This is a genomic window from Paenibacillus sp. FSL L8-0436, assembly GCF_038593025.1.
Classification (GTDB): Bacteria; Bacillota; Bacilli; order Paenibacillales; family Paenibacillaceae; genus Paenibacillus_AQ.
The window spans coordinates 7,090,595-7,115,786 of record NZ_CP151955.1 but is presented as its reverse complement, the minus strand read 5'-3'; the positions used below and the strand labels follow the sequence as shown (position 1 = coordinate 7,115,786).

Annotated in this window: 24 protein-coding genes and 2 pseudogenes; 17 read left to right on the top strand and 9 right to left on the bottom strand. The window is 45.3% G+C overall.

Annotation, left to right across the window (positions count from 1 at the left end):
- Positions 1–3 precede the first annotated feature (3 nt).
- The 3 genes from NSS79_RS32820 to NSS79_RS32810 all read left to right on the top strand — a co-directional run bounded on the left by NSS79_RS32820 (position 4) and on the right by NSS79_RS32810 (position 3,149).
- Complete coding sequence (locus NSS79_RS32820) at positions 4–1,305, top strand: polysaccharide deacetylase family protein (protein ID WP_342437625.1); 1,302 nt, start codon at positions 4–6, stop codon at positions 1,303–1,305.
- 335 nt (positions 1,306–1,640) lie between these two features.
- Entirely contained in the window at positions 1,641–2,738 is a 1,098-nt protein-coding gene (gene rlmN / locus NSS79_RS32815) for a 23S rRNA (adenine(2503)-C(2))-methyltransferase RlmN (protein WP_342437624.1), read from the top strand.
- Positions 2,739–2,861: 123 nt separating this feature from the next.
- The gene (locus NSS79_RS32810; RefSeq protein WP_038597869.1) at positions 2,862–3,149 is read left to right on the top strand and encodes a DUF6509 family protein; all 288 of its coding nucleotides are present in this window, start codon (positions 2,862–2,864) and stop codon (positions 3,147–3,149) included.
- Between the two features lie 110 nt (positions 3,150–3,259).
- On the opposite strand, the gene NSS79_RS32805 is transcribed toward NSS79_RS32810, so the two are convergent.
- The gene (locus NSS79_RS32805; protein WP_342437623.1) at positions 3,260–4,009 is read right to left on the bottom strand and encodes an alpha/beta hydrolase-fold protein; all 750 of its coding nucleotides are present in this window, start codon (positions 4,007–4,009) and stop codon (positions 3,260–3,262) included.
- A gap of 13 nt (positions 4,010–4,022) precedes the next feature.
- A complete protein-coding gene (locus NSS79_RS32800) occupies positions 4,023–5,192 on the bottom strand; it encodes an ATP-grasp domain-containing protein (protein WP_342437622.1) in 1,170 nt (389 codons plus the stop codon).
- A 250-nt stretch (positions 5,193–5,442) separates the two neighbouring features.
- Here NSS79_RS32800 and greA point away from each other — a divergent pair, with 250 nt between their 5' ends.
- Complete coding sequence (gene greA, locus NSS79_RS32795; RefSeq protein ID WP_038597863.1) at positions 5,443–5,928, top strand: transcription elongation factor GreA; 486 nt, start codon at positions 5,443–5,445, stop codon at positions 5,926–5,928.
- A 149-nt stretch (positions 5,929–6,077) separates the two neighbouring features.
- Here greA and NSS79_RS32790 read toward each other — a convergent pair whose 3' ends face one another.
- Both NSS79_RS32790 and NSS79_RS32785 read right to left on the bottom strand, forming a co-directional pair.
- The gene (locus tag NSS79_RS32790; protein WP_342437621.1) at positions 6,078–6,797 is read right to left on the bottom strand and encodes an SDR family oxidoreductase; all 720 of its coding nucleotides are present in this window, start codon (positions 6,795–6,797) and stop codon (positions 6,078–6,080) included.
- Positions 6,798–7,002: 205 nt separating this feature from the next.
- Positions 7,003–7,341, bottom strand: coding sequence for a helix-turn-helix domain-containing protein (locus tag NSS79_RS32785; RefSeq protein WP_342437620.1), 339 nt, complete (start codon positions 7,339–7,341; stop codon positions 7,003–7,005).
- Positions 7,342–7,520: 179 nt separating this feature from the next.
- On the opposite strand from NSS79_RS32785, the gene NSS79_RS32780 reads away from it, so the two are divergent.
- Positions 7,521–8,450, top strand: coding sequence for an AEC family transporter (locus NSS79_RS32780; protein WP_342437619.1), 930 nt, complete (start codon positions 7,521–7,523; stop codon positions 8,448–8,450).
- A gap of 179 nt (positions 8,451–8,629) precedes the next feature.
- Here the strand turns inward: NSS79_RS32780 and NSS79_RS32775 are convergent, their stop codons facing one another.
- Positions 8,630–9,556, bottom strand: a complete 927-nt coding sequence (locus tag NSS79_RS32775) for a phosphotransferase (protein ID WP_342437618.1) — start codon at positions 9,554–9,556, stop codon at positions 8,630–8,632.
- A 684-nt stretch (positions 9,557–10,240) separates the two neighbouring features.
- On the opposite strand from NSS79_RS32775, the gene NSS79_RS32770 reads away from it, so the two are divergent.
- The 5 genes and pseudogenes from NSS79_RS32770 to NSS79_RS32750 all read left to right on the top strand — a co-directional run bounded on the left by NSS79_RS32770 (position 10,241) and on the right by NSS79_RS32750 (position 16,128).
- Positions 10,241–11,077 carry a hypothetical protein gene (locus NSS79_RS32770; RefSeq protein WP_342437617.1) on the top strand — a complete coding sequence of 279 codons (837 nt, stop codon included), beginning with the start codon at positions 10,241–10,243 and terminating at the stop codon, positions 11,075–11,077.
- Between the two features lie 129 nt (positions 11,078–11,206).
- Positions 11,207–12,088 carry an AraC family transcriptional regulator gene (locus NSS79_RS32765; protein WP_342437616.1) on the top strand — a complete coding sequence of 294 codons (882 nt, stop codon included), beginning with the start codon at positions 11,207–11,209 and terminating at the stop codon, positions 12,086–12,088.
- Positions 12,089–12,821: 733 nt separating this feature from the next.
- Positions 12,822–14,061 (top strand): annotated as a pseudogene (locus tag NSS79_RS32760) (SMI1/KNR4 family protein).
- A gap of 556 nt (positions 14,062–14,617) precedes the next feature.
- Positions 14,618–15,175 (top strand): sigma-70 family RNA polymerase sigma factor, encoded by a 558-nt coding sequence (locus tag NSS79_RS32755; protein ID WP_342437615.1) that lies wholly within the window; start codon positions 14,618–14,620, stop codon positions 15,173–15,175.
- Positions 15,172–16,128, top strand: coding sequence for a hypothetical protein (locus tag NSS79_RS32750; protein ID WP_342437614.1), 957 nt, complete (start codon positions 15,172–15,174; stop codon positions 16,126–16,128). Before NSS79_RS32755 ends, NSS79_RS32750 begins: the two co-directional genes overlap by 4 nt.
- Before the next feature lie 74 nt (positions 16,129–16,202).
- Here the strand turns inward: NSS79_RS32750 and NSS79_RS32745 are convergent, their stop codons facing one another.
- Positions 16,203–17,084, bottom strand: a complete 882-nt coding sequence (locus tag NSS79_RS32745) for a GNAT family N-acetyltransferase (RefSeq protein WP_342437613.1) — start codon at positions 17,082–17,084, stop codon at positions 16,203–16,205.
- Positions 17,085–17,212: 128 nt separating this feature from the next.
- Here NSS79_RS32745 and NSS79_RS32740 point away from each other — a divergent pair, with 128 nt between their 5' ends.
- Positions 17,213–17,950 (top strand): YwqG family protein, encoded by a 738-nt coding sequence (locus NSS79_RS32740; protein ID WP_342437612.1) that lies wholly within the window; start codon positions 17,213–17,215, stop codon positions 17,948–17,950.
- 63 nt (positions 17,951–18,013) lie between these two features.
- Here the strand turns inward: NSS79_RS32740 and NSS79_RS32735 are convergent, their stop codons facing one another.
- Positions 18,014–18,382, bottom strand: a complete 369-nt coding sequence (locus NSS79_RS32735; protein ID WP_076110940.1) for a DUF1304 domain-containing protein — start codon at positions 18,380–18,382, stop codon at positions 18,014–18,016.
- 265 nt (positions 18,383–18,647) lie between these two features.
- Between NSS79_RS32735 and NSS79_RS32730 the strand changes: the two genes are divergently transcribed.
- The 6 genes and pseudogenes from NSS79_RS32730 (at position 18,648) to NSS79_RS32705 (ending at position 22,315) form a co-directional block, all read left to right on the top strand.
- Positions 18,648–18,938 (top strand): hypothetical protein, encoded by a 291-nt coding sequence (locus NSS79_RS32730; RefSeq protein ID WP_342437611.1) that lies wholly within the window; start codon positions 18,648–18,650, stop codon positions 18,936–18,938.
- 142 nt (positions 18,939–19,080) lie between these two features.
- The gene (locus tag NSS79_RS32725) at positions 19,081–20,091 is read left to right on the top strand and encodes a peptidoglycan DD-metalloendopeptidase family protein (protein WP_342437610.1); all 1,011 of its coding nucleotides are present in this window, start codon (positions 19,081–19,083) and stop codon (positions 20,089–20,091) included.
- Positions 20,092–20,301: 210 nt separating this feature from the next.
- Positions 20,302–20,673 (top strand): hypothetical protein, encoded by a 372-nt coding sequence (locus NSS79_RS32720; protein WP_342437609.1) that lies wholly within the window; start codon positions 20,302–20,304, stop codon positions 20,671–20,673.
- Positions 20,674–20,799: 126 nt separating this feature from the next.
- Positions 20,800–20,897, top strand: a pseudogene (locus tag NSS79_RS32715) (IS200/IS605 family transposase); the annotation flags it as partial.
- Between the two features lie 358 nt (positions 20,898–21,255).
- Entirely contained in the window at positions 21,256–21,804 is a 549-nt protein-coding gene (locus tag NSS79_RS32710) for a helix-turn-helix domain-containing protein (RefSeq protein WP_342437608.1), read from the top strand.
- Positions 21,797–22,315 (top strand): transposase, encoded by a 519-nt coding sequence (locus NSS79_RS32705; RefSeq protein ID WP_342437607.1) that lies wholly within the window; start codon positions 21,797–21,799, stop codon positions 22,313–22,315. Before NSS79_RS32710 ends, NSS79_RS32705 begins: the two co-directional genes overlap by 8 nt.
- Positions 22,316–22,561: 246 nt before the next feature.
- On the opposite strand, the gene NSS79_RS32700 is transcribed toward NSS79_RS32705, so the two are convergent.
- The gene (locus NSS79_RS32700; RefSeq protein WP_342437606.1) at positions 22,562–23,107 is read right to left on the bottom strand and encodes a GerMN domain-containing protein; all 546 of its coding nucleotides are present in this window, start codon (positions 23,105–23,107) and stop codon (positions 22,562–22,564) included.
- Positions 23,108–23,136: 29 nt separating this feature from the next.
- Positions 23,137–24,645 (bottom strand): N-acetylmuramoyl-L-alanine amidase family protein, encoded by a 1,509-nt coding sequence (locus tag NSS79_RS32695; protein WP_342437605.1) that lies wholly within the window; start codon positions 24,643–24,645, stop codon positions 23,137–23,139.
- Positions 24,646–25,192: the final 547 nt, after the last annotated feature.

Sequence of the window (25,192 nt, the reverse complement as noted above, 5' to 3'; positions counted from 1 at the left end):
TTTATGCCAGTTGAGGAAAAAAGCGCCGCTCTGATGATAGAGTTGCTGTCGCTTGAGCACGGGCAGGACGGTTATCGGATGGAGGTAGGTCTAACCCGCAGCGGTGCCTTTACCAGACAAATGGTCGACATAGATGAACTTACATATTTGCAAATGAACGCACTCCCCCCTTTTGAAGGACAGCGGATTCGGCTGTCACTGTATACGAAGTGGGATCCCTTCCGCCAGACACATTTCAGCTCGCTTATCAAAATGAACCGGACTTTCAGCGAAACGCTGTATTTCGCCTGCTCCGAAGAATATATCTCCTTACTTCATCGCTTGAAGCAGCCGGAATGGGTGGGTGCTGAGCAGGTAAAGGAGAAGGAGAAGGAAGAGGCCGCGGTGATTCCCTCCCCAGCGGTAGCGGCAGTGCCGAAACCGGTTAAGCGCAGCAGTTCCAGGGCTGGGGCCCGGTCGATTGCTCTGCGGGGACTTGTGTTGAGCCTTCTGCTGATCGTATTCTTGCTGCGTATGGACGATGGACTGTTCTCGGACAGTGCCGAAGCGAAGGTGGAAGTCACCCAGTCTGAGGCTGGTGCTCATAGTTCTGAGCAATATGACACCTTGTCCGTTCCTTATGCCCCTGTGGTGCGGCTGACTTCACTTGAGAGCAGTATAGCCGAAGCAGCCACGGTACCAGTAGTGGATGAGAAAGAAGTGCAGAAGCTGCTGTACGAGGAGATTGAGCTTGGCGGAGACAGCTATGAATACGCCTTGCCCAAGGGATATGTGGCGCTCTCCTTCGATGATGGCCCCTCGAAGTATACCAAGGAGATCGTGGATATTCTGCAGGCGGAAGGCATTGCGGCCAATTTTTTATTTATTGGACAGAATGTGCTCCACTACCCTGAGGCAGTAATCTATGCGGATGCGCAGGGCATGGCGGTCGGCAATCATTCGTGGGATCACAGCGTCATGACCAGGAACAGCGGTGAAGAGAACCGGAACAATCTAAGTCAAGTTAACCACGCACTGGCACAGCTCATCCAGTCTCCGGTAACGGTCTTCCGTCCTCCGTATGGAGCGGTAAATGAAGAGCTGGCGGCTGAAGTCGGCAGACAGCATATGAAGGTGCTGCTCTGGAACCGCGACCCTGAGGATTGGAAGGCGGACAGCCCGGAGGAGATTCTTCATTATTTCCGCGCAACCGATCCGTCGGGCGGCATCTATCTTTTGCATGAAAAAAGCATAACCGTAAAGATCCTCCCTGAAATCATCCAATATCTTAAGAGCAAAGGCTTGAAATTCGCCATCTTTAAATAATTTGCAGGGTTTGAGCGTATCCATCGCACATGGATACGCTTTTTAAATGCCCTACAACTAACTTAATATGTTGTTAGAAGAAGCGAATAGACTCACTGCTCTAGACTCCGGAAAATTACCGGAGGGTAACGACCGGCAAGTCTGTCTGGATATAATGTCATAGCCGGCTGCATACTGCTCCAGCTGTGTGTCGGTAACTTCACGGATACGGGGCTGCAGGCAGGGATTTCCCTTGTTTTAATATACGAAATTTGAGACAATAAGTAGATGTTGTTGGAAGAGTCCTGTCAAGGTAGAATAGATTGAACTTTAAAGTTTTGAAAAGAGGATATGAAATGAATAAAGAATCCATTTATGGATTAACATTGGATCAACTGGCGTCATGGCTATCGGAGCGCGGCCACAAAAAGTCCCGTGCAGCCCAGGTCTGGGACTGGATTTACCGCAAGCGGATTACGGATTTCACGGAGATGTCCGATCTGAATAAGGATTGTGTGCAGCTGCTGTCCGAGCATTATGTATTTCAAACGATGGATGAGCATGTGAAGCAGGAATCGGCTGACGGTACGATCAAGTTCCTGTTCCGTCTAAAGGACGGCAATCTGATCGAAACGGTACTGATGCGGCAGAAATACGGCTTGTCCGTCTGCGTCACCACCCAGGTCGGCTGCAATATCGGCTGCAGCTTCTGTGCGAGCGGACTGCTGGCGAAGAGCCGTGATCTGTCCAGCGGCGAGATTGTGGAGCAGATTATGAAGGTGCAGCAGCATCTCGATCAGGCCGGACTGGGGCAGAGGGTCAGCCATGTAGTAGTGATGGGGATCGGCGAGCCGTTCGATAACTTCGAACACCTGCTGAATTTCCTGACGATCATCAAGGACCACAAAGGGCTGGCGATTGCCGGCAAGGGCATTACCGTCTCGACAAGCGGTCTGGCCGACAAAATCAGAGAATTTGCCGATGCCAATATGCAGGTCAACCTGGCGATTTCTTTACATGCGCCGAATAATGAGCTGCGGACACGGATTATGAAGATCAACCGTGCGATTCCTATAGAGAAGTTAATGCCGGCGATTGATTATTATCTGGAGAAGACGAACCGGAGAATTACGCTGGAGTACATTCTGCTGAAGGACATCAATGACCGCGAGGAGCATGCGCTGGAGCTGGCAGAACTGATCGGCGACCGGCGTCAGCTGGCCAACGTCAACCTGATCCCATACAACCCGGTGGATGAACATAGTCAGTACCAGCGGAGCGAGCGGGAGTCGGTACGGGCCTTTTTTGACACGCTGAAGAAGCAGGGAGTCAGCGTCAGCACCCGGCTGGAGCATGGCACAGATATTGATGCCGCCTGCGGCCAGCTGCGCAGCAAGCAGATTAAGAAGACCAAAGACAGCAGCGCGGATAAGAACGGGATAGTTGCCGGGTAAGCCGGGAGACCATTTCAGCGGTTTGCGGACGGCCTGGTTAGCAGGAAGTAATCCCTTCCATCACCTGCTAAGGATTTTTGTGATACAATAGCTTGGCAGTGATTAGGAAAGAAGGTATGCGTTGTGCTGACATTTACAAGCTACACCGTGGAAAATTTAAGAGACCCATTCGGTATTTTAAGCGGCAAGCGATATGAGTTCATGATTAACCTGGATGTGCCGGAAGAAGATGAACTGTACGAAGAGAACGGGGTATCGGCCCGCGTGATTTTCAAAGTTGAGGAAGAGAAGAGCGCCATCGTCAGTTACGATCTGCTGGAAACGACGACAGGCCGCGTTTTGGATTTCGATATGGAAGAGGACGAGGAAGCAGCACTGGCCTTGTTCTGTACAGAACATCTGCCGGAGTAAGGAAGTATGCACGAGAACCCCGATGGCTAGCTGAGGCAGTAAGACGGGTTCTGCATAAAAAAGGGGGGCTGCCAGTTATGGCAGCTCCCCTTTTTGCAACATTATAACGACTATAGGCAGCCGCTGACATAATAATGAATCTGTTTGTTCCACCAAGGCCAGTCATGGTTCACATCGTGGCCCCAATAGTCGAACCGGGCAGGGATCTCCTTGCGCTGCAGCAGTTTCTGCAACAGGCGGGTCTCATGAAGCATTTCGTCCTCATAATCGCCCTGGCCGACGCAAATGATGATGTTGCTGTCACGGTATTGCTGCAGATAATAATCATCCTGAAGTCCCGGCAAATAGTGGAGCGGAGAGTTGAGGTAGACGTTGTCGCTCATATAGTCGCCAAAGAAATAATAGGTGGAATAGACGCCGCTCAGGGCGATCAAGGTATCGAAATATTGCGGATAACGGAAAAAGAAGCTGGCACTGTAGTAAGCGCCCATGGAGCAGCCGGAGATGAGAATGCGCTGGTCACTGCCGCCATTGTTCCATTTGCTCTGGTCGAGAACGCCGGGGATCAGCTCCTGCGTGATGTATTTGTCATACTGCTCATGCCGTTGCACTTTGTCCTCATGATTCCAGTGAGAAGAGAAGAAGGTCTCCTCATCAATGCTGTCGCAGGCCCAAATCTGCAGCTTGCCGGCCTCAATGAATTCAGAGAGCGTCTGGATCATGCCCGAATCCTCGTATTGATAGAATCTGCCGAGTGACGTAGGGAAGACCAGCATCGGTTTGCCGGCGTGGCCGTATATTTTATACTCCATTTCCCTGTGCAAGTTATGGCTGTACTCCTTATGGTAGCTTGTCCTCATCCGTTAACACATCCTATCCCTCTTCTTGTTGAATATAGTTCACGATGTCTCTGACATCCTCTAATGCGGCGGAACGGAATTGATAGGCGCTGTTCCCCATGGCTCTGCTGAATACCTCTTCGATCTCGGCATAATTCACGATCTTGTCGCCATAGGTGCGGTAGATGTCTTCATGGCTGTGGGTGTAATGCTTATGCTTCTTGCGGCTGGCATAGCCGGTATAATATTTGCCTTCATAGGGTCCGCCGACCTCGTTATGTGCGATCATGCTGGCCCATTCCTTATAGATGTCCACGTCGTACGAGAAGTTTATGGCATCGGTCATCCAGGCACCGGGCGGACGCATATTCACTTCTAGAGCAATAATCCGGCCATCTTTATTCGACTTGAACAGCTCGATATGGAAGAAACGCTCCTTGATGTCAAAAGCCTTCAGAATGCTTCTGCCCGCCGCCTCAACCTCCGGACTAATCTCCCGCAGACAGAAATAATACAGATGGTTATCGGTGTTGACGACCTCCATCACGCTGTTCTCGAACAGATGGCTTACGGCAAAGCGCACTTCACCATGGATATCGACCAGTCCGTCATAGGTCAGAATGACCCCGTCAATGAACTCTTCGATAATAAAGGGGACCTCAGCGGGTTTGGTGTCAAAAAATTGCTGCAGCTCATCCTCGTTATTGATCTTGTAAGTCATGCTGGCCCCGGAGCCGAGATCGGGCTTCACAACAAGCGGAAAGCCGGCTTCACGGATGAACGCATCGACACTCTCCCGGGTGGTTCCGGTGGAGAACTGCACGGTGTTGACGCCGCTTTTGCGGAAAAATTCCTTCATCTTGGACTTCTGCTTCAGATTGTAGACGAAATCGGTCTTGGTGCCGTAAATGTTGAAGTCACTGCGGATGGCGGCATCCTGCTCCAGCCAATATTCGTTCAGTGACTCGAACCGGTCAATCTTGCCGTATTTATGTGTGAAATAGCCTACCGCCCGCAAGATCTCCTCGTAATTTTCCAGATCATTCACTTTGTAATACTCCGTCAGTGCGAGCTGCAGCTTGTCCTCCAAGTGTGCATATTCGGCATCACCAATCCCGAGCACCAGCACACCCTGACGCTGCAGCTGAGTACAGAAATCGGCGCTGTTCCTCGGGAAATGAGGGGAAAAGAAAATAAAGTTCACGGCGATCAACCCCTTTGGCTGGAATATAATTCCGAGTTAAATTGTATGATTAATTTAATTTAATTTATCAGGTCCATCCCTATCCGTCAATGTTTTTGGAGAGTTAAGTGGGATTCATACTTCTTCGGCCTTGGCAACTTAGCATTTGTGCCGGGTAAAGGAGGAGGAGATAATTTTCTTTTCTTCTTCGCATGTTTGCGCAATATGGGGTAAAATACAATAAAGCAGGCAAAAATAGGAGTTGTAGAACATGTCTAAGTCCAATGAAGAAGTATTCTTGACTAAAGAAGGATTGGCTAAGTTAGAGGAAGAGCTTAGGGATCTGAAGACGGTGAAACGCAAGGAACTGGCAGCCCGCCTTAAGCTGGCGATCAGCTACGGGGACTTGAAGGAGAACAGTGAGTACCACTCGGCCAAGGAAGATCAATCGTTCATGGAAACCCGGATTATGATCCTGGAGAAAATGCTGACGAAAGCCCAGATCGTTGATTCGAGCAAAATGGATCTGAGTGCAGTCAGTGTAGGTTGCATCGTGATCCTGAATGATGTGGAATACTCCGAAAAAATCGAATATAGAGTGGTGGGCCCGGCTGAGGCTGATGTGCTCGACAACAAGATTTCTTATGAAAGTCCGCTGGGCAAAGAGCTGATCGGCAAAAAAGTGGGCGACATCATCAGCGTCAATGCCCCGATGGGCATCATAAAATATGAGCTGCTTGAAATCAAAATGCTGTAACAAACAAAATCCTCATCCCCTTGTCATTTCGCTGGGGATGAGGATTTTTGTTGTAGACAGGTGAGCGCATCTCCGGAATAACGGTATTACGGCGTAACGGCCCGGGGGAATGACGGAACGCAGCTTCCGGACCTGCGCCTCTGCCGCTTTCAGATCAGGCTATGGCCGCCGTCGATATGAATTACCGTGCCTGTGGTGAATCCGTTATGGATCAGGTAGAGCACGCCCTCAGCCACGTCCGCCGCGGTGCCTACACGCTGTACCGGCAGCTTGGCAGCTGTACTGCTGTAAAAGGCATTCCGGGATTCCTCCGCCATCCCTGCCCGGGAAGGCGTGTCAATAATGCCTGGAGAGACGACGTTCACACGCAGAGGGGCCAGCTCCAGGGCCAAGGTCCGGCCAAGATTTGCGACAGCAGCATTCACTGCGCCCAACATGGAGGAGCCGATCATGGATTTGAACGCTACAACCCCCGAGAAGAGGGTAATGGAGCCATTGGGGTTCAGCATCGGAGCCGCATATTTGGCGGCATAATATTGGCCCCAGAATTTATTCTCGAACAGCGAGCGGGCAGTGCTTGTCGGCGTTGCCAGGAAAGGCCCGCCGCTTGTTTCGGCCGCACTGACAACCAGATGATCAAACGTCCCGGTCTGCTCGAAGAACAGCCGCATCTGCTCCTCATCTGTCACATCCAGTATGTGTGAAGTTACTTTCGCCCCTGTACCGATGGCAGACTTGGCCTGTTCCAGCTTATGCCGGGAACGGCTGGCAATTACAATCTCCGCACCTTCCGCGGCGGCCCGTCGGGCCGTCTCCAAACCGATTCCCGAGCTTCCGCCGACAATAACTACTTTTTGTCCTGTTAACATCTCTTTTCCTCCTCAAAGGTTTATGGAGCATTACTTTCAGACATCCGCCGCAATAAAACTCGCTTCGGAAGCAACAGTAAGCATGTTGTGCTCTGTGAGGAGAGTATATGTCTATAACTTCCTTTTGGGAAGTAGTTACCTTATTGTTATACAGTTTCCAAAAGTATAGTTTTGTGCGGTGGAAGGGTTGCCGGATTAAAGTTTTTTAGAGCGTGAGTCCGTATCGTTTAAGCTCGATAAAAATTCCTTCCAGCTGTTCCCCCTTCGCGGTCAGGGTATATTCTACACGCGGCGGTACCTCCGGATATACTGTACGTTCCAGTATGCCATGGTTTTCCAGCTCACGGAGCCGCAGCGAGAGCGTCTTCGGGCTGATTCCCTCCAGGGATTTCAGCAGATCGCTGAAGCGCATCGTGCCTTCGATCAGCAGATCACGGATAATGAGAAAGGTCCATTTGGTTCCAATAATATCGAGTGTTTTGGCAATGGGACAGGGTTCGCCGGGAGTGCCCTTGGTTATAATGACAGGCTCTGAAAGGTTCATATTCAACTAGCCTCCTGAGTGAATAGCGAGTTTTCTTAATCATATCACAATACTATCTTTTGGGAAGTTATGTGCAGCCATAGGCAGTTTCTATTAAGCATATTGTTTCCATATCTTAGACGGGCCTTGCTTCAGCAGGTATAGTAGGGAGTAACTATAGAACAGAGGAGTCCTGGCCCGTGATTGAGACTGTGTTGTCGACGTTATTTAAGGTCATAGTGCCGCTGTCCATTCCGGTCATCGCCGGAGCGCTGCTGGGCCGGTTCAAGAACCTCGATACGAAACCGCTGTTAACGCTCTATTTGTACTTTTTGAGTCCGGCGATCATTCTCGATACGCTGGCTACTGCAGAAATTTCCTTCGACGACGTCTATAAGACACTGTCGTTCTCCTTGCTGAATCTGTTTCTTTTATGGGGCCTGGCCAATGTGCTCGGGCGAATACTGAAGCTGGCTCCGGCGGAAGCCGCCGGACTGACACTGGTCTCCACGTTTACGAACAGCGTCAATTACGGGCTTCCGCTGGTGCTGCTGGCCTTCGGCCAGCTTGGCCTCGATAAAGCATCGGTCTATGTCATTGGCCAGATGGTAATCGTTAATACCATCGGCGTTTATTTCGCTGCGAGATCACAGTTCTCGGTGCGCAGCGCTGTTAAATCGGTGTTCTCGCTGCCGGCCATCTATGCGGCAATTCTGGCCTTGATGCTGCGGGCGCTCGGCCTGCATATGCCGGATGAACTGGCATCCGGAGTCGCAATGGTGGCCGGGGCGTATTCGCCCGTGGTGCTTGCGATTCTGGGCGCGCAGATGGTCAAGGTCAAAGCGGCCCAGACAGAGCGCAATGTGCAGCTTGCCTTCTGGACCGGCATCACGGTCCGCCTTCTGCTGGCTCCGCTGCTTGCCGCACTCGTTTTGCTCCTGCTGAATATTACCGGCACCTTATTTTCGGTGCTGCTCATTCTGGCGTCCATGCCTGTCGCCGTCAATTCCGTCGTGCTGGCCGAACGGTTCAGCAGTTCTCCCTCCCTGGTATCCCGCTGCATTGTATGGACAACGCTGGCTTCTTTCCTGGTGCTGCCGGTGCTCATTGTGGTGGTCGGCAGCATGTAACGAGCTTTGCAGCGGACCTTGGGTTTATGCCGTTCCTTCACAGAACCTGCGCCCATAAAGAATAAGCAGCCCCTATTTTATAGCCCTTATGTAGGTTACGGTTCACAGCAATGTATGTAGTGTGAAGAGCAAACACCTTAGGAGGGTCCGCTCAAAGAGTCGTCATAAATATGTCCGATTTATACTAATTCAGGGGAGCTCTGACTATCATATATCAATTCCTCACATAGATTATCTACATTATTCAGCAGATCGGGTATCCAAGCTTCTGATCCTGGGATTATCTCTATACCACCATATACAAGCCAACGTAATGTTTTAATCAGCCAACATAAACCGCCAATTCGCACTTGCCAGTTCAAATGATTAATATGTAAATTAGTTCCCTCTAAGTAAGCTGAAATCATATCTTCTTTTGAGAGATTGCAGAAGGTGTGTGCTTCCGTAATTAAGCAATACAAGTCACCAAGATGAGGACTTAAATAAGCATTGGACCAATCAATCGGCATAATGCCATCTTCTTGAATCAAAAGGTTTTTTGCATGATAATCATGATGAACTAGAGAAGTGGGGACCATTTGATATAGTTTTTCTAAATGAAGAGGTAACACTTTCTCAACTTTTAGTAACACTCTGTTTTCTTCTAACCTATTCGATTTCAATAAATCATCCAACAGTTGAAGAAATCCGCTCATTGAAACTGAATATGCTTCAATGGTCTTTCTTGGTAGCATCCTTAAGTTGGCTGTTGCACTCACTCTAAGTCTTGGCAATTCCCTCGAAGCCTCAAGAAAGTACTCAGGCTCCGGTTGCTGTTCCAAATTTCTTTTTCCGGCATCCTCCATGATGATTACTCCGCTGTCCTTCAGTTGAATAAATTCAAAGATGCGCGGGGCTTTGATTTGCAGTGGGTGCACTAGCTTCTGATAAATTTCTGCTTCCCCGGCCATTTCACTTCCGCCCCATTTAATAATTCGCGATTCCCCTGTTCTCAACGTTACTCTGTAAACTTCTGAAAGAGACCATTTCCTTAAAAGTGACCATTCAGAAATTTCATTAAATAAGGGGATCAATGTGTAATAAGCTGAAAAGCATGTTGGAATCATATTTTCATTCCCTCCCATACATTTGTTAACGAACATATTTTTACATATATGATCAAAAAAGTATAGACTTATAATTCCCCGTTTGATATGATGTTGGATAAGGTCTTGGAAAATTTCGGGACTCTTTTTTGCGAGATTGATGTTTGAAAGTTTGATCCATTCAAAGTAAAAATATTTTTATAAAGTGAAGGCCATCCCGCAAGGGATGGCCTTATTAAACTTGCCTGCGATGTGTTTGGAGAGCAGGATAATCAATTTTGCTAGGGCGTGTCTACAAACAGGAAGAACTCCGGGGAAGCAGGAATTTAGTATTGAAAGTGGGGTTCCTAAAAGCCCGCAGCGGGTTGATTTACTCGTACCGGACTCAGGAGACGCTAAGGAGGGTAAAACCCCTGTTTATTCTCTTTTGCGGACCCAGCGGACCTTATCTGCTCTGCATTCTATCTAAAAACGGCCAGCAGGGAGAAATAACTGCGCTGGAGTCCGTTTCTTTACTGTAACAGGCAAAAAGCCCCGAATAAGAGCAGCTAGGTCCGTCTATGCCCAGAGCAGGAATGGAGTAGATAGGGGTCCCCAAAAACCTTTAGTTTAACCTATATATCTTTAATAATTCCGATTGTTGGAAAATCCATTAATAAATATAATAGTAGCAAATATAGGTATAGCCAGGAAGGGGAAGCTTAAATGATTCCGTTAGACGACGTAGACAAATGCTACCCATTAATAAATGAGCGGGCACAACGTTTTTTGAGCGAGCAAGAACTGAAGCAATATCTCTCCCTCCCGCAAAACGAGGTTGAACACCAGCTTAAACTGTTGCTGGAAAGTCCGATTGCCCAATTTACCGTTGTAAATGAGGTCTACTTCAGAGCGCGTTGGGCGGAGGTTTTTGAAGCACTGCAGTTGGGAGATGAACTGACATTATTGGAGGTGGCTTCCGGCGATGCAGATATGGTTCCCCAGGTCATGGCACGAACCCATCCGAACAGTACATACATAACAGCGAATATGAATAAAAGCCTCACCATCAGTTTGCTGCAGAAAACGCGGGGCCTTCCCCTGCAAATGAAAATCATAGAGGACGATGCAGCTTATCTCGAACAACATCTGCCTTCCAGGTCAGTGGATCTTATCGTTTTTCAGCATGCGGTCAATGATATCATCCAGGCGATTTTGTGCGGACAGGCTGGAATCGACACTATCCATACGGATTGGATGGAAACTTTGCCGGCCATGATCAAACTTCTTCAGCAGGAGGTTGCCTCAGATACACTCGAAGTTCATGCCATGCAGCCTTTTATCACCTTGATCCGCACTTTATTGATATTTTTGCGAACAGATGGCATTATCGCTATGAATCATTATATGTTCCAATTGGACCTTGACTGGGGCTACCCGGCAGATTTGTTTGAGAATATCATTCCCCTGACCAGACGCTGGCTGAACGGGATTGAGGGGTGCGAAGAGATTTTTATTCCCGGTTTTGACCGGCAATGGTGGATCTTTTTGAAAAAAAGATAAGGATGTTTCACAATCGCGGTGAACCTTATCATAAGTAGGGGCAAGTTTTTCAGACAAAACGAAGCACTTTCGAACAGGAATTCTTTCAGCCGTTCTTCTAGACTGAATAATGAAAGGAGATGAGAGCGAGTGGAAACGCTTCGGTTGCTTCGGCAGGCGATTGATTACGTAGAAGAGAATTTGCAATCGAATATTGAGATCGACGATATCGCAAGGTCTGCGATGTCTTCGAAGTACCATTTTCAGCGGATATTCCATGCCTTGACGGGCTTTACGGTGACCGAGTATATGCGTAACCGAAGGCTCACGCTTGCGGCGGAAGATCTGGCAGGATCGGATAGTAGGGTCATTGATATTGCGCTGAAATATGGTTACGAGAGTCCTGAAGCATTTGCCAAAGCATTTCAACGGATGCATGGCGTAACACCACTTGCGGCAAAGAAAAAGAATGTGAAGCTCAAAGCGTTTTCTCGAATCTCCTTTCAAATTCAGATTAAAGGAGAAACAGAAATGAACTATCGTATTGTCGATGAAAAGGCTTCAACAGCAATCGGCAAGGTCGTCATCATCAAGAAAGACCCTTTCACGGAGATACCGGCTTTCGTAGAGGTAATTTGGAAGAATGGCACGCATGACCAGATTAACGAGACTGTTGGTAGGCCTGTAGGTTCTCTGTTAAACGGATATTACTTTGATTTCAGCGAGGATGGTACTAAGAGCTATATGATGGGTGTCGAGTTGCCAGAAGGAAGAGGAGTACCGGATGGGCTGAACATCCTTCAGATTCCTAATCAAAGCTACGCGGTATTCGATAGTCGAGAATCGATTCCAGACGACATGGAGATCGGGTTAGAAATCCTAAACGTCTGGAAACGAATTTATTCGGAGTGGTTCCCGTCCTCGAATTTTGAACAAGTTGAAGGACCATGTTTGGAGAAGTACAATTGGGCAAATGATGATCACACCGAATCGATTTGCGAAGTATGGATCCCGGTTAGAAGAAAGTCGTAATTTAATTTTAGGCCGCCATTATGGCGGTCTTCATAAAAAGATACTTGCCGTTACAGACAATCACGGTGAACCTTATTACAAGTAGGGGCAAGTTTTTTGAAGAAAAGCTCGCAGGAGCCAGTATTAGCATCATGCGGACCAAAGGAGCAGGGTAGGTAACACTCTGGTCGGAACGGTGCTAAACAGACTTCTGAGAGTTTTTTTGCGCTATACAGTAATGGCTGGTATCCGTTAGAACAGTACAATTTTATCCCTGAAGAGTGGGCTTACCCCGCTCCTTTCTTTTTGAACTAAGATTATAGTAAAGGCGTAACTCCGTTTGAAAGGAAATGAAAGCGGTTACTATTCTCCGCGATGATCCTGGCAGTTGAATTGGCCAGGCATGCAGAAAGAGTAATCAAGGGTACCACCAAAAGGCACTGTAACCATCACGGCAGCGGGCGGTAGAATGCGAACGGGACCATTTTGGGAGAGGAGCGGTATTATCCGGTGTAAAAGTTGAAGTGAAAGATTGTTGCCCATATCGTATAAACGTATAATTATGAGTGATTAAATGAGCACCCGTCAGGCGGAAGCTTGATCTACAAAAGAAAGGGTCATCCTGTGAAGGGTGGCCCTTTTTAAAACTGCCTTGCATACAGGAACTGTTGTACCTTACGGATATAAATTATATACATACTATTGTTGTGGCAAACAAAGAAAGTCTGGCTATAGTCAACAGGAGGGTTCAAATATGTGGTTTGGGAAGAAAGAAACGCAACTGGATCGAATAAAAAACAAATTGAATCAAGCCATGCGCAAAGACACGGCTTTCTCGGAGTTTGGATCATCCTCACATCAATACAGGGTTAATGGGAAGCTTACAGCAAAAGAGCTGGCGGACTGGCAAGCCCACAATCAGGTCACACTTCCTGAGCCTTTCGCACAGTTTTTAACGAAGGTCGGCAACGGAGGCGCCGGGCCCTATTATGGAATTTATTCGGTCGAAAAGGCAGCCTCCTATACCGAGCACCAGGCACTCCTTGCAGAAGCTGTTCTGCATCCCGGGATGACCAAAGAGGAATGGAACCATCTGACGGAGCCCTTGACCAACGACGAGGACATCCCCGATGAGGAATACGACGACGCCCGTAATAAGGTGCTGGGCGGCATGTTGTGCATAGGCACCCAAGGCTGCGAATACGATATGTATCTCGTGCTTGAAGGGAAACACAGGGGGAGAATTGTGTACACCTCCGGTTTTTATCCTGATCATCCCTTTTTCTTTGTCTATGAAGACAACTTTCTGGACTGGTATGAGCGCTGGCTGGATGAAATTATACTGGATTATGATAACGGGTGGTTTGGCAGTCGAATGCCGGGTGATGAGAATGCGCTGATCCAGATTTATCAGAGCGCTCCAAACGAAGAAATCCAGGCAAAAGCGCTGGATGGAATGTTCAAGTTTAAGAAAATTTCCCAGCCAACCCTTGATTTTTTGAAAAATGTTGCAGAGCAAAGTCCAAAAAATCAGACCACAGCAATATCACTTATCTGTAAAACCTCTTTTGACACGGGTAGAAAATATCTTCTGGAGCTGTTGCAATCGGGCGGGCATGAGGGTTTTCTGCAAGCTTTAAGGATTCTGCATGCTTCCAGTAAAACTGTGAACTTAACGGATTTTATTCCAGTGATCCTGCAAAGGCTCGACAGGATTCAAGATCCGGAAACGTTGCGTTATGCAGGATATATCTTGGGAGATTGTGGTGCTGGGAAGCTGGCAGATCATTGAACAGATGTTCATGGGGGGCGGCCCGCAGGTTCTGAATAACTCGATTTTATACTGGGGGATTATTCCGCACGGGAAGTTGCTGCCTTACTATAAGGCGGTATGGCCGGAGTATAAAAGCAATCCGAATTACAGAGAAAAGTTTATCGGTTGTTTGCGGGAACTGCATTTGACCGATGACTATTTTTACAAAGATGAATCATGAGTATAGTAATCCATATCGAAATCGAGAGGCTTGGCGCGAAGAGAACATTGGTTCAATCTCTCAAGGAAAAGGTCGTCCTGAAAGGGAGGGGCCTTTCTTGCTGTTTGGACGAGAATAAGGAATAATAAAAAAACATTTTTGAACAAGGGCGTGTGCGTCCGGAAAGTGTATTCCTGGCTCTGAGCACAAACGGACCGAGTTGCACCTATTTGGGGCTTTTAGCCTGTTACAGTAAGGAAACGGACTCCAGCGCAGTTATTTCTCCCTGAAGACCGTTTTTAGATAGAATCCAGAGCAGATAAGTGCATCTGGGTCCACAAAAGAGAATAAACAGGGGTTTTACTCTCGATAGCGTCTCCTGAGTCCGAGTGAACGAATTCGCTGTGTGCTTTTAGGGACCCTATCTTCATTCAATACTAAACCCTGCTTCCCCAGAGCTCTTCCAGTTTGAGGACACGCTCTAATTAATAGGAAAGAGTCGAGAAAAGTGCAACCAATCCTACGAACTTTCTACTATATAGATAAGAGGGATAAGATTTGTAAAGGAGAATACCGGATGGAAGATCAGGGAATAGTTCGCCTGTACTTACAGCGTTCGCAGCAAGCCATTATAGAGACTAAGAATAAATACGGGGCATACTGCAGAGTGATTGCAAGAAACACACTTTCCAGTAATTCGGATGTTGAAGAGTGTGAGAACGATACATACTTAGGAGCATGGAATGCAATACCCCCTAATATGCCTAGGAAGTTCCCTGTATTTCTAGGGAGGATCACACGTAATATTGCGCTTGATAAACATGGTTATAATTCAGCGAAAAAGCGTAATCGTGAGTTTGAAGTTATTTTAACTGAATTAGAAGAATGTTTAGCTTCCCCTGATACTGTAGAAACAGAGTATGAAGCAGGTGAGATAGCCAATTTAATCAATCAATTTTTATATGCCTTAGATGAGCAAGCAAGAAATTTATTTATTGGGAGGTACTGGTACTCCTATTCAATAAAGGATCTTTCTATGAGATTTAATATGAGTGGTAGTAAAGTAAAGTCCATTTTATTTAGGTTAAGAAATAAACTTAAAGTTCATCTGGAGAAAGAGGGGGTTAACCTATGAAAAGTGAAGAGTTATATAGAGAAATCGGATTAATTGATGAAAACTTAATTGAAGCGGCCGGGCACAGTGGAACAGAGAAAAGGAAAAAAAGTATTTCTAGAAAGTGGGTTGTTTTGGTTGCCTGCCTTATCCTTTATAGTTCAACCGCTTCAGCTTTATTAGCAACAGAATATTATAAAAATAATCAAAATGCAGAGCCTTATATACGTTATTTAAGAGCTGAAGACATGGAGCTAGCGCCTGTTACTCAATATGATGCGGATAAATTTCTGCACGCTTTAAAAAGTGATAACGAGGAACATGTATATATTGCTATTAATAGGCTAGTAGAATGCTTTAATAATCAAAAGCTGAGAGAAAAAGCGTTAAAGGAACTCCAGCCATTTTTAGAAAATGATAATCAAAAAATCGCCGATTCGGCTGCTTTCGCTATAGATATTCTGTCAAAAAGTTACCGGAGCCCTTATGTTTTTAAGTTGGCAGACGGAAGTATATTGTTTACGTTATTTAACAATTATTCGGATTATGGAAGTCAAAATGTCCTCTGGAGAATAAAAGACAATGTGCTTAAAGAATATTCAAGTTTTTCTCCACCATCTATGTATATTACAGATATTATTCCTTCACCCAATAAGAAGTTAGTTGCGATAGTGACATGCTCTAATAAAAGTGAATTCGTTCAAATTATTAATATTGAAGAGGGAATGACAAGTCCAGAGTTAGTAGAATCTGCAAGAGTCAAATATGGTACACAAAAAGAATTAGATACATGGATTCGCACGGATTATGAGAATTATAGCTATGCAGATAAAATAGTGTGGAAAGACAATGATACTTTGGAGTTTGAGGGTTCTCTTGCATATCAGGATACTGCGATTATAGAAAATGTTACTGTAGCGTATCAGTTTAGTAAAAAGGTAATAGAAGTAAAGGGACTTAGTGAGTCTAGATGAGAAGTTAACGGTTAATTCCGGCAAACAGAAGCGGGAATAGGGTCGGATAATATCCGCTTCTGTCTGCCGTTTGGTTACCATGCTTTTGACCACATTTCCCGGTGGCAGGCGGTTTCAAAACCAATTTTGGGATAAAAGTCGGGGGCGCCTCCGAAACAATATGTAGCTCCTAATGGTTCAGTGCGCTTCATTAGCTCGGTTACGGCTACAGTTGCCAGCCCTAAACTGCGATATCGCGGATCTGTAGCAAGGGGTTCAAGATATGCAAAATCGTTCACACCATCAACCCACATTCCGGCAAAACAGGCGTACTCTCCATTGGGGGCTTTTATTATTGCGGTAAGGTCCTTTCTGAAATGTGGACCACTCTGCATGAGCAATCTGGAATCAAGGTCATCGTCAGGCTCGTCTCCATGGTTGAATCCCCGCCACAATACATCGTTAATTTTACGCAGGTCATTTTCATTTTCTAAAGTTATGAAAGTGAATCCCTCGGGTAATGTGCGCGTGGAAAAACCCGAAACGTAATTGTAAACTCGGATTGGCTCACTGTATACCTTGTGATATCCTTTTTGAACAAGCAATTTTATAAGATGTTCTTCATAATCGTATACCCTAATATCGAGGCTGTATTGGTCAGCTGATCTCTTAGACAGTTCTGTCTCTGCATATTCAACCATTTCATGTTTTAAAAAATCATATCCTTCTTTGGTTGAAAAGTAGCATTCGCCAACGTCCATTTCATAGCAAGCTACACCTACAACTTCTTCGTTCTCCTCCCAAATACCGAATCGATGTGTTAGAGAATGATTAAAATAAGGGTGTGTATGCGCATACTCCCAAAAAGGCTGCGGGACATTACCACCCAACTGATACTTCTTGAAGTTTAATCTCATGAACTGAGAGACTCTTTCGAAATCGGAAAGTAATCTATACCTTCTTAACGTAATCTTCATGTTATGACCTCCTCTGTCGTTATATGAAATAAGGTATCATGAGATTTTTTTATAATCTATGCAGAGAACATATTAAACAAAACTTGCTGCTTGAAATCGTAAAGTTTTTCAAGGAGAAGGAGATACAAATGAATAACAACGACTTTTTAGAGACGATAGAACAGTCAGGGATAGCACGCCATAAAGAGTATCTACGCCAAGTTGTGAGACCGGCAATGGATATACTTAAGAATAACGATGTTGAACCACGATTGGGCTGTAGCCGTTTTGGAGGAGCGCCTGATTTACCAGCCGGTAGCGAATGGCCTACATATGCGGGCAATCCATATCGATTCCTGGGCCAAATCAATTTTGCGGAAATCTCATTAACTGGAGCAGACTTGCCATCTACAGGACTCCTAAGTCTTTTTGTAGCGGATGATCCCGAGGGTGAGGGTTGCCTGGAGGCTTTTGAGGACGGATATGTTCATGCTATATATATTCCTGAATCCATAGATCTGGAGGAGATATCGCCGCCCGATTCCGATAATGGCAAGACTATTGTGATTGAATTTATCCCGGCGATGGATATTCCTTATGACGAATACCAGGTGAAGGACTGGCCTTTCGGGGAAGAAGAGAACGACATATACACGGAAATACGAGATTCTTTGCATAAAAGCTCAGACTACCTTCTAGGTTATCCTTCTCATTGTACACTGGCATATGATCCATCGCCTGGAGCGGGGTGGATCTCTCTGTTAACCATTGCCTCCGATGATGATCTTGAATGGTGTTGGCATGATGGCGACAATTTGATGATATTTATTGAAACAGAACGGCTTAAGAATTTGGACTTTAGTGCGCTTAAGTCTGATGCCGGTTAATGTTCTGTAAGAGGGGACAAAAAGAGCCATCCACAAAGGATGGCTCACTATGGGGAAATTGACCTACAGATTCGCCACAAGAACAGCCAGAATAGCCACAAAGGCCGGAAGGCCCTGAACCCATAAAATCGACTTCTTGGCAGTGACGCTGCCATAAATCGCTGCAACACCGACACAGATCAGAAAAAATAGCTGAAGCTGAAATCCGGTCGTTTCATTCGGATGAAGCAATCCCCATAATAAACCAGCGGCCAGGAAGCCATTATACAGTCCTTGGTTAGCGGCTAGTGACTTTGTATCCTGCGCAAACTGCTTGCTGGTTCCAAACGCCTTCTGCGCTCTTGGAGTAGTCCACATAAACATTTCCAAAACTAAAATATATACATGCTCAAGCGCAACCAGTGCTACGAGTATCGTACTCAAAATCATCATCACAATCTCCTCCATTCCATTTTAATTAGTAGTTATCCAAATTATATTTTGCAAAATATAATATTACGAAATTAAATATATCTAATATCCGAATTTTTGTCAATTGATTGTAAAAGTGAAGTTCCTAATTGCCTCTTCCTGGTACAAAGCCCCTCAGGAAATTGTCTTTTTTCATATTAACTCTTGAACCTCCTGTTACAGGAGGTTTTATTGTTTGTCTACGGCAGATTCAAGCCACAGAAATATTTAAGGGGGGGTTCAGGAGATGAGATTATTTGAGGCAATATTTATCGTATTTAATGTAATGCTGCTTATAGGGTTGCTGCTTGGCACCAAAAAGTCACGGCCTATGCTATGGGCAGCTGTTACTGTATCGGGTGCTTTGTTTGTAATTCATTGGCTGCTTGAAGGCTTGCGATGGCCGCTAATCCCAGCGTATGTATTGATTGTTTCATCGTTAATTGTCTTGCTATGGAGACGGATTACAGGTGCAAGGAAAGCCGGAGGCTTTCAAGGAGCAGTGAAGCAACCAAACCCCGCTTGCTTTTTCGGGTAGTGGTTTGGCTGGGTGTGGTGTGCTATGGAGGAATTAGCGTGGCCATGCTGCTATTATTTCCTATCTTCACTTTTGATAAGCCAGAGGGAGCCTACGGTATAGGAACTGATTCCGATTCTTTTTGGGTGCGCTGTTTGTACTTATGATTATGGTCATGATGTTCAGCAGCAGCTCGGATTCAGAGGGGAACTACGGGGGCGGTGGATGGGGGAGCGGGACTATTTCTCAGCTCGGGGAATCTGAGATTCCAGCGGAGTATATTCCAATCTACCAAGCTGCCGCACAGAAATATGGAGTCCCTTGGAATCTGTTAGCTGCGGTCCACCGCATTGAAACCCGGTTCTCTACGTTAGATCCTATGATTTCATCCGTTGGAGCAGAAGGTCATATGCAGTTCATGCCTTGTACTTTTATCGGATGGGGGCATAGCTCCTGTAGTGGTGCAGGAAAGGGAGATTTCAGCACTGAGGAAAAGATCAGTTTGGCCGTAATCTCCCAATATGGCGGCTATGGCGTAGATGCGAATGGTGATGGTAAAGCGGATATGTGGGATTTAGAGGATGCAGTCTTTTCCGCAGCAAATTACCTGGGGAAGAACGACGCAGCGTCAGGTAACGTTGAAGCTGCGTTGTACCAATACAACCACAGCCAGGAATACATTTCCGAAGTCATGAAATACGCTACGCTTTACGTGACGGAAGGGTACGATGCGATTACGATTCCACAGCCGGGTAAGGCTGGGTTTAGTCGTCCGGTCAACGGTCAGGTTACGTCCGGATTTGGCCCACGTACACATCCGGTTACTGGCGAAGTAGGTAAACCCCATGAAGGCGTAGACTTTGCCTGTTCTCTGGGTCAGCCGATACCATCATCTAAAGCTGGTAAGGTTATTATGGCCGGCTGGCAAGATGCAAGTAATCCAAGTAATCCAAGTAAAGGTTACGGCCAGTATGTGCGTGTGGATCATGGGGGCGGGTATGTGACCACCTATGCCCATTTGTCTTCGATCAATGCCCAGGTAGGGGATCAAGTATCTGCGGGAACTGTGATTGGAGGATGCGGATCAACAGGCACTAGCACCGGAAACCATCTACATTTCGAGATCATTATCAACGGTAGAAAGGTAAATCCGTTGCCGTTTGTTGGGGGATAGGAATGTGCTAAATGAAAAGATCATTGTACGGGTAAGGGATCCGCACCTGGATACGAGGGCAAGACTGTAGGTCAGGTTTATGAGATGATCAAGGGCATCAGTAAGATATTTGAGGTTAGGGCCGGACGCAGTTCCATAGAAACAGACTCTATATATTTAAACACAGACGATTCAATTTTCTGGCATGGGTGCTTATGAGGGGGAGAATGGATGTTCAAGGCATATAGATTTATAGAGCGTGGGGGGAAGTATCTTTCACCTGATTTGGTAGAAACAGCCGAGGATGTATACCAATATGTCCAAGCTCATAAAGAGCATTATCCGGAAGTTCGCATTACTGCCGATCATGACAATTATATTGCTGTTCAAGCGTTCAACGGAATTATTACGTTTCCAAAAAAGTGGGCTTTGCTGGAGGTCAAACAGAAATACATCGATGAACCCGTAAGTTTCAACTCAGACGCTTTTAAACAGGCTTTGGAGCGTTCGGGGTTCCCTACCGAGTCCAATATAGACTTTACTGTTTTTGCTGCACAGCACTATTTAACGGAGGTTTATGAGGGCATAGAAGGTGAAGATTAAAGCATGAGCGCCTGCATATTTGCCGCAGACGCTTTTATTCGTGGGCTTCAGCCCGTTGAGTACGCGAAGCGTGGGAAATAAAAAACCACTTGCTATAGTGATTTTGTGGCACAAGCCAGAGAAAGTATGGCACGCACCAAATGGTGTGCAAATCCCATATCGTATTCATCCCAAAGTATAAACGAAAGGTAATCTACAATCAATACAAGGAAGGTATCCGTGATGCGAAACTGATACAAACTGCAAAGTATTTGGACTTATATGGAAATAACAAATGACCAAGTCTAGTTTCCCATAAGGCTTGGCCATTTGTTTCCTCTAAGCTTTTAGAGGTTGATCATTTGTACCACTTATTGAAGGCAGACAAATCTACTCTCCCCTTTTGCTTGTCACACGAATCGCTGCAAGCAAAGGGGAAAGAGATGACATTCGAATTAAAAAGTAATTATAAAAGGTCAGTAATTGGGGGCAACCCAATTGCTGACCTTGATTAAAAACTATGCCTTACCTAGTGCCCCTTCAGAGATCATAGTTGGGAAAACGGGTAATTGTACGTAAATCCAACTTCTCGAGGTGAGCGGTATGACTATTTTTGTTCGTGACTTGACTCAGGAAGAAGGCAACCGACTCAAGCGAATTGCACGAAAAGGTGCCGACCCCGTTCAGGTTCGGCGAGCTCTGCTTATTCTGGCTTCTGCCCAAAAAATGAAAGTACCGGAAATCAGTCGGCTTTATCATATCTTAGGCGAGCATATTAGGCACACGATTCATCGGTTTAATCAGGAAGGGTTGCCTTCCCTTAAACCGAAATACTGCGGGGGACGTCCGCCCACCTTCACTCCAGAAGAACGCAGTGAGATCATTGAACTTGCCCAAATCCCTCCCAAAGTGGCCGGCTATCCGTTCACCAATTGGTCGCTCTCTAAATTGAAACAAGCCGTGGAGGAACGCAAGATCGTCTCTTCCATCTCCATTGAAACGCTCCGGGTCATTCTAGGCGAAGCCAAGATTACGTACCAAAACACAAAATCGTGGAAGGATTCAAACGATCCGGACTTTGAGTCTAAAAAAATGAATCGAAGACCTCTACCAGAACCCACCAACGGGCGGGCGTGTAATTTGTATGGATGAATTTGGCCCGCCTTCTCTTCAATCTTACCGCGGGAAAGGTTGGTTTCAACAACGCAGACCGGTACGGCTGCGGGCAACCTACAACCGTCCGCATGGAGTAAAGCTTCTGCTTGCGGCATTGGATTTGAAAACAGACCAACTCTACGGCCATGCTTCAACAACGAAGAAGCATCAGGATATTCTTCGTTTCTTCCATGTGCTTCGGCGCCGGTTTCATCGGTCGGAACGCTTGTACATCATTCTGGACAATTTTTCTCCGCATGTGCACAACAAAGTGAAGGAATGGGCCGCAGCGAACAATGTAGAATTAGTCTATACTCCAACGTACGCATCGTGGCTTAACCGAATCGAATGTCATTTTAGGCCCCTACGAAAATTCGTCCTCGAAGGTAGTGATTTTGCCAAACACCAAGATTTAGGGTTGGCCATTCAAGCGTATCTTCGCTGGCGAAACAAGAATAAACGTAAGGCCATTATTCTACGCGAGCAAAATAAGATCAAGGTTGTCTGATGGGGCACTAGTTACTACAAATGTGTATACCCCGTTGAATCGAAATGGATCATCCACGTGCAGCATTGTAACCTAAAGAAACTGATGAAGGTCGAGCCTAAGGAAACGAAACATTCTGATTCAATAGAATCCATAGGCCAATATGACATTCCAAAAGATTACTACAAATTGCTCAAAATATTTTCAATAAATTCAAGGAAGATTCCTTAATTTCCTCAAAAATTTGGCTATTCTTCAAGAGAAGATTTATTCACGGTTTATTGGGTGATCCAATTCTGCATGGCCCATTAGACTTTCAGGTGATTCTCCATCGACAAGCAAATCGATGCTTTGGACTTCCTCAAACTGAAAAAATGTTTCGCTAAGTGCATCTAAGGCTAGAAGCTCTCCTCCAGCACCTAATCTTGCTTCATCCGGAATATGCACATCTAATGTCAACATTCCTTGCTCAAATTTTGTTGACAGTAAATCAATCTTGTTCCACAAGGAGACCAACTGGGTTTGATCGTTACTCTCGAGAGCTACAAACGTCTTACTGTATTTATCAGAGTTATCTTTAAAAGTAATTTCCTTCGTACTCTTCTCTAGTTTAGTTAGTTGAGTATCAACGTAGTAAACCTGAATTTCTTGAGTTTGCTTGTTCTCCTCTTCCTGATTAGCTTCCGTTGGCTGTGCAGTACTTTCAGGATTAGAACCTTGCACCGGCCCTGAAGAAGTGTGCTTGTTTCCACAACCTACGACTAATAAACTAATTGCACATACTAAGATGACAAGATAAATTCCCTTTTTCATAGAAGCACATCCTCTAGTTTTCTGCTGTCTTATAGCTTCAGATACTCTTTTATCCCATCTACGATGGCTTGAGCCGCCTGGGTTTGAACACTCTCTGACATCATAGCTTCTTCATCAGACTTATTACTTAAAAAACCCACTTCGAGAAGGATTGCGGGCATCTTTGTTTCCCGAATGACTTGTAAGCTGCCGTTTTTTACACCACGATCATATAGTCCCATTGCTTCGACCAAATGCTTATGAACGATGTTTGCAAGTTCCTTACTACTTGCACGCTGGTAGTAGTACGTCTCGGTTCCCGTTATCTGTGGGGAAGAGGGTACGCTGTTTCCATGTATGGATACAAACACATCAGCATTTAGATCGTTAGCTAATTTAACCCGTTCTGAACGTGTAGGATAAATATCTGTTTCGCGAGTCATGACCACTTCTATTTCAGGCTCTTGTAACAAGATTGCCTGAACTTTAAGGGCTAAAGCAAGGTTAAACTGTTTCTCATGTTTGTTTGTAATGCTTGTTGTACCTGGATCACTTCCTCCATGGCCTGGATCAATAACTACAATTCTTTTGCCAGAACCAGTAATCGGGGGTGCTGGTTTTGAGGCGTTTACAATATTCAGATCAAGGATGAATTTGCCGGCGATGTATTGTTGATAATAATTAACCGAACTTACATTGTTTAATTCAATAACTATTCGAACTTGGGCTGGATCATTCTTGAAAAGAGAATAGCGCACATCAGTAAGATTCGGAATATCACCAGTACTCAACTTTCCCATGGATCCATCTGGCACGGGTTGACTCATATTACCGAAATCCGTAAATGGGAAATCCACTACAATACGGTCGGGATTTTTGAGTGTAGTAATCACTGGAGTAACCTCATGGTCTAAAGAGACGACGAGTTGATTGTTTGCATAATTTATTTCGTGAACAAGGTTAATTGTCGCGTCATTCTGACTACCGTTGACTGGAGACGATGGTGGAGAAGTAGGGCTTGCTAATTCGTCATTCTGACTACCGTTAGCAGGAGACGATGGTAGAGAAGTAAGGCTTGCTAATTCGTCATTCTGACTACCGTTGTCGGGAGACGATGGTGGAAAAGTAGGGCTTGCTAGAGTAACTGTCTTTTCTTTGTTATTCCAGACTACCGTCAAACCCATTTCTTCACTAACAAACCGAATTGGAACTACAACGGTATTTTTAATTATTTGTGGGGCCATATTGAGTGAAACCGTACTGTTTCCCACGGACGCCTCTTGCTTTCCAACAGTTAATGTGATTGCTTTAGATAATTGTTGAATATTTACATTCTGTGTTTTTTTATCCCAATTCACGTTAAACTTTAAATTCTCAGCTACCACTCGAATGGGAATCATAATATTATTGCGAACTGTTACGACTTCAGCTTCATTAGGTAGATTTAGTTCCTGGCCATCTAAAATAATTTTTGTTTGAGTTGTTGCTGCATGAGACTGAACTGGCATTAACAGTAGTATTAATGCGCTAAATAAAAACAATAGTACTGATTTTTTCATTTTACACCTCGGTTTAAAATTAATGACTTATATAACGGCTCAAACCCATAATTAGCGGTTGAAAAATAAAACGAGAAAAAGGATATAATTGGAAAAACATCTGCAAACCCTGTATTATTGTTTACATTATTAAAAGTGTTCAGGCTGTCCGAAAAACAGCTCAGTTTAGCCTTTCCCCTCGGGCTAAATTTATCTTGAAAAGTCAACATCGCCTGCTGAATCTGCCTGCAGATTCCTTACCAGAAAAGAGCAGAACATTGTAATATAGAACAGAAAAAGAAAATAACACTAATCTCATTGTCGAAAAACCTCCCAAATTATACAGTATTTACATTAATAGACGAGAAAAAACACAAAAAGTTACTCGAAATATAAAAAAACTACGGTTGATTATTTCTCTAACCATCCTGAAACTGGGTAGGCACTCATCAGTTGAAATTTTACTTACAGGTATCATTAATAACTCTTGGTTTGCATATGAGTAATTGTTATTGTGAAGGCACGTCCTTTAAAGAGTTGAATAATACTATCACTATCTTTTTTTCTT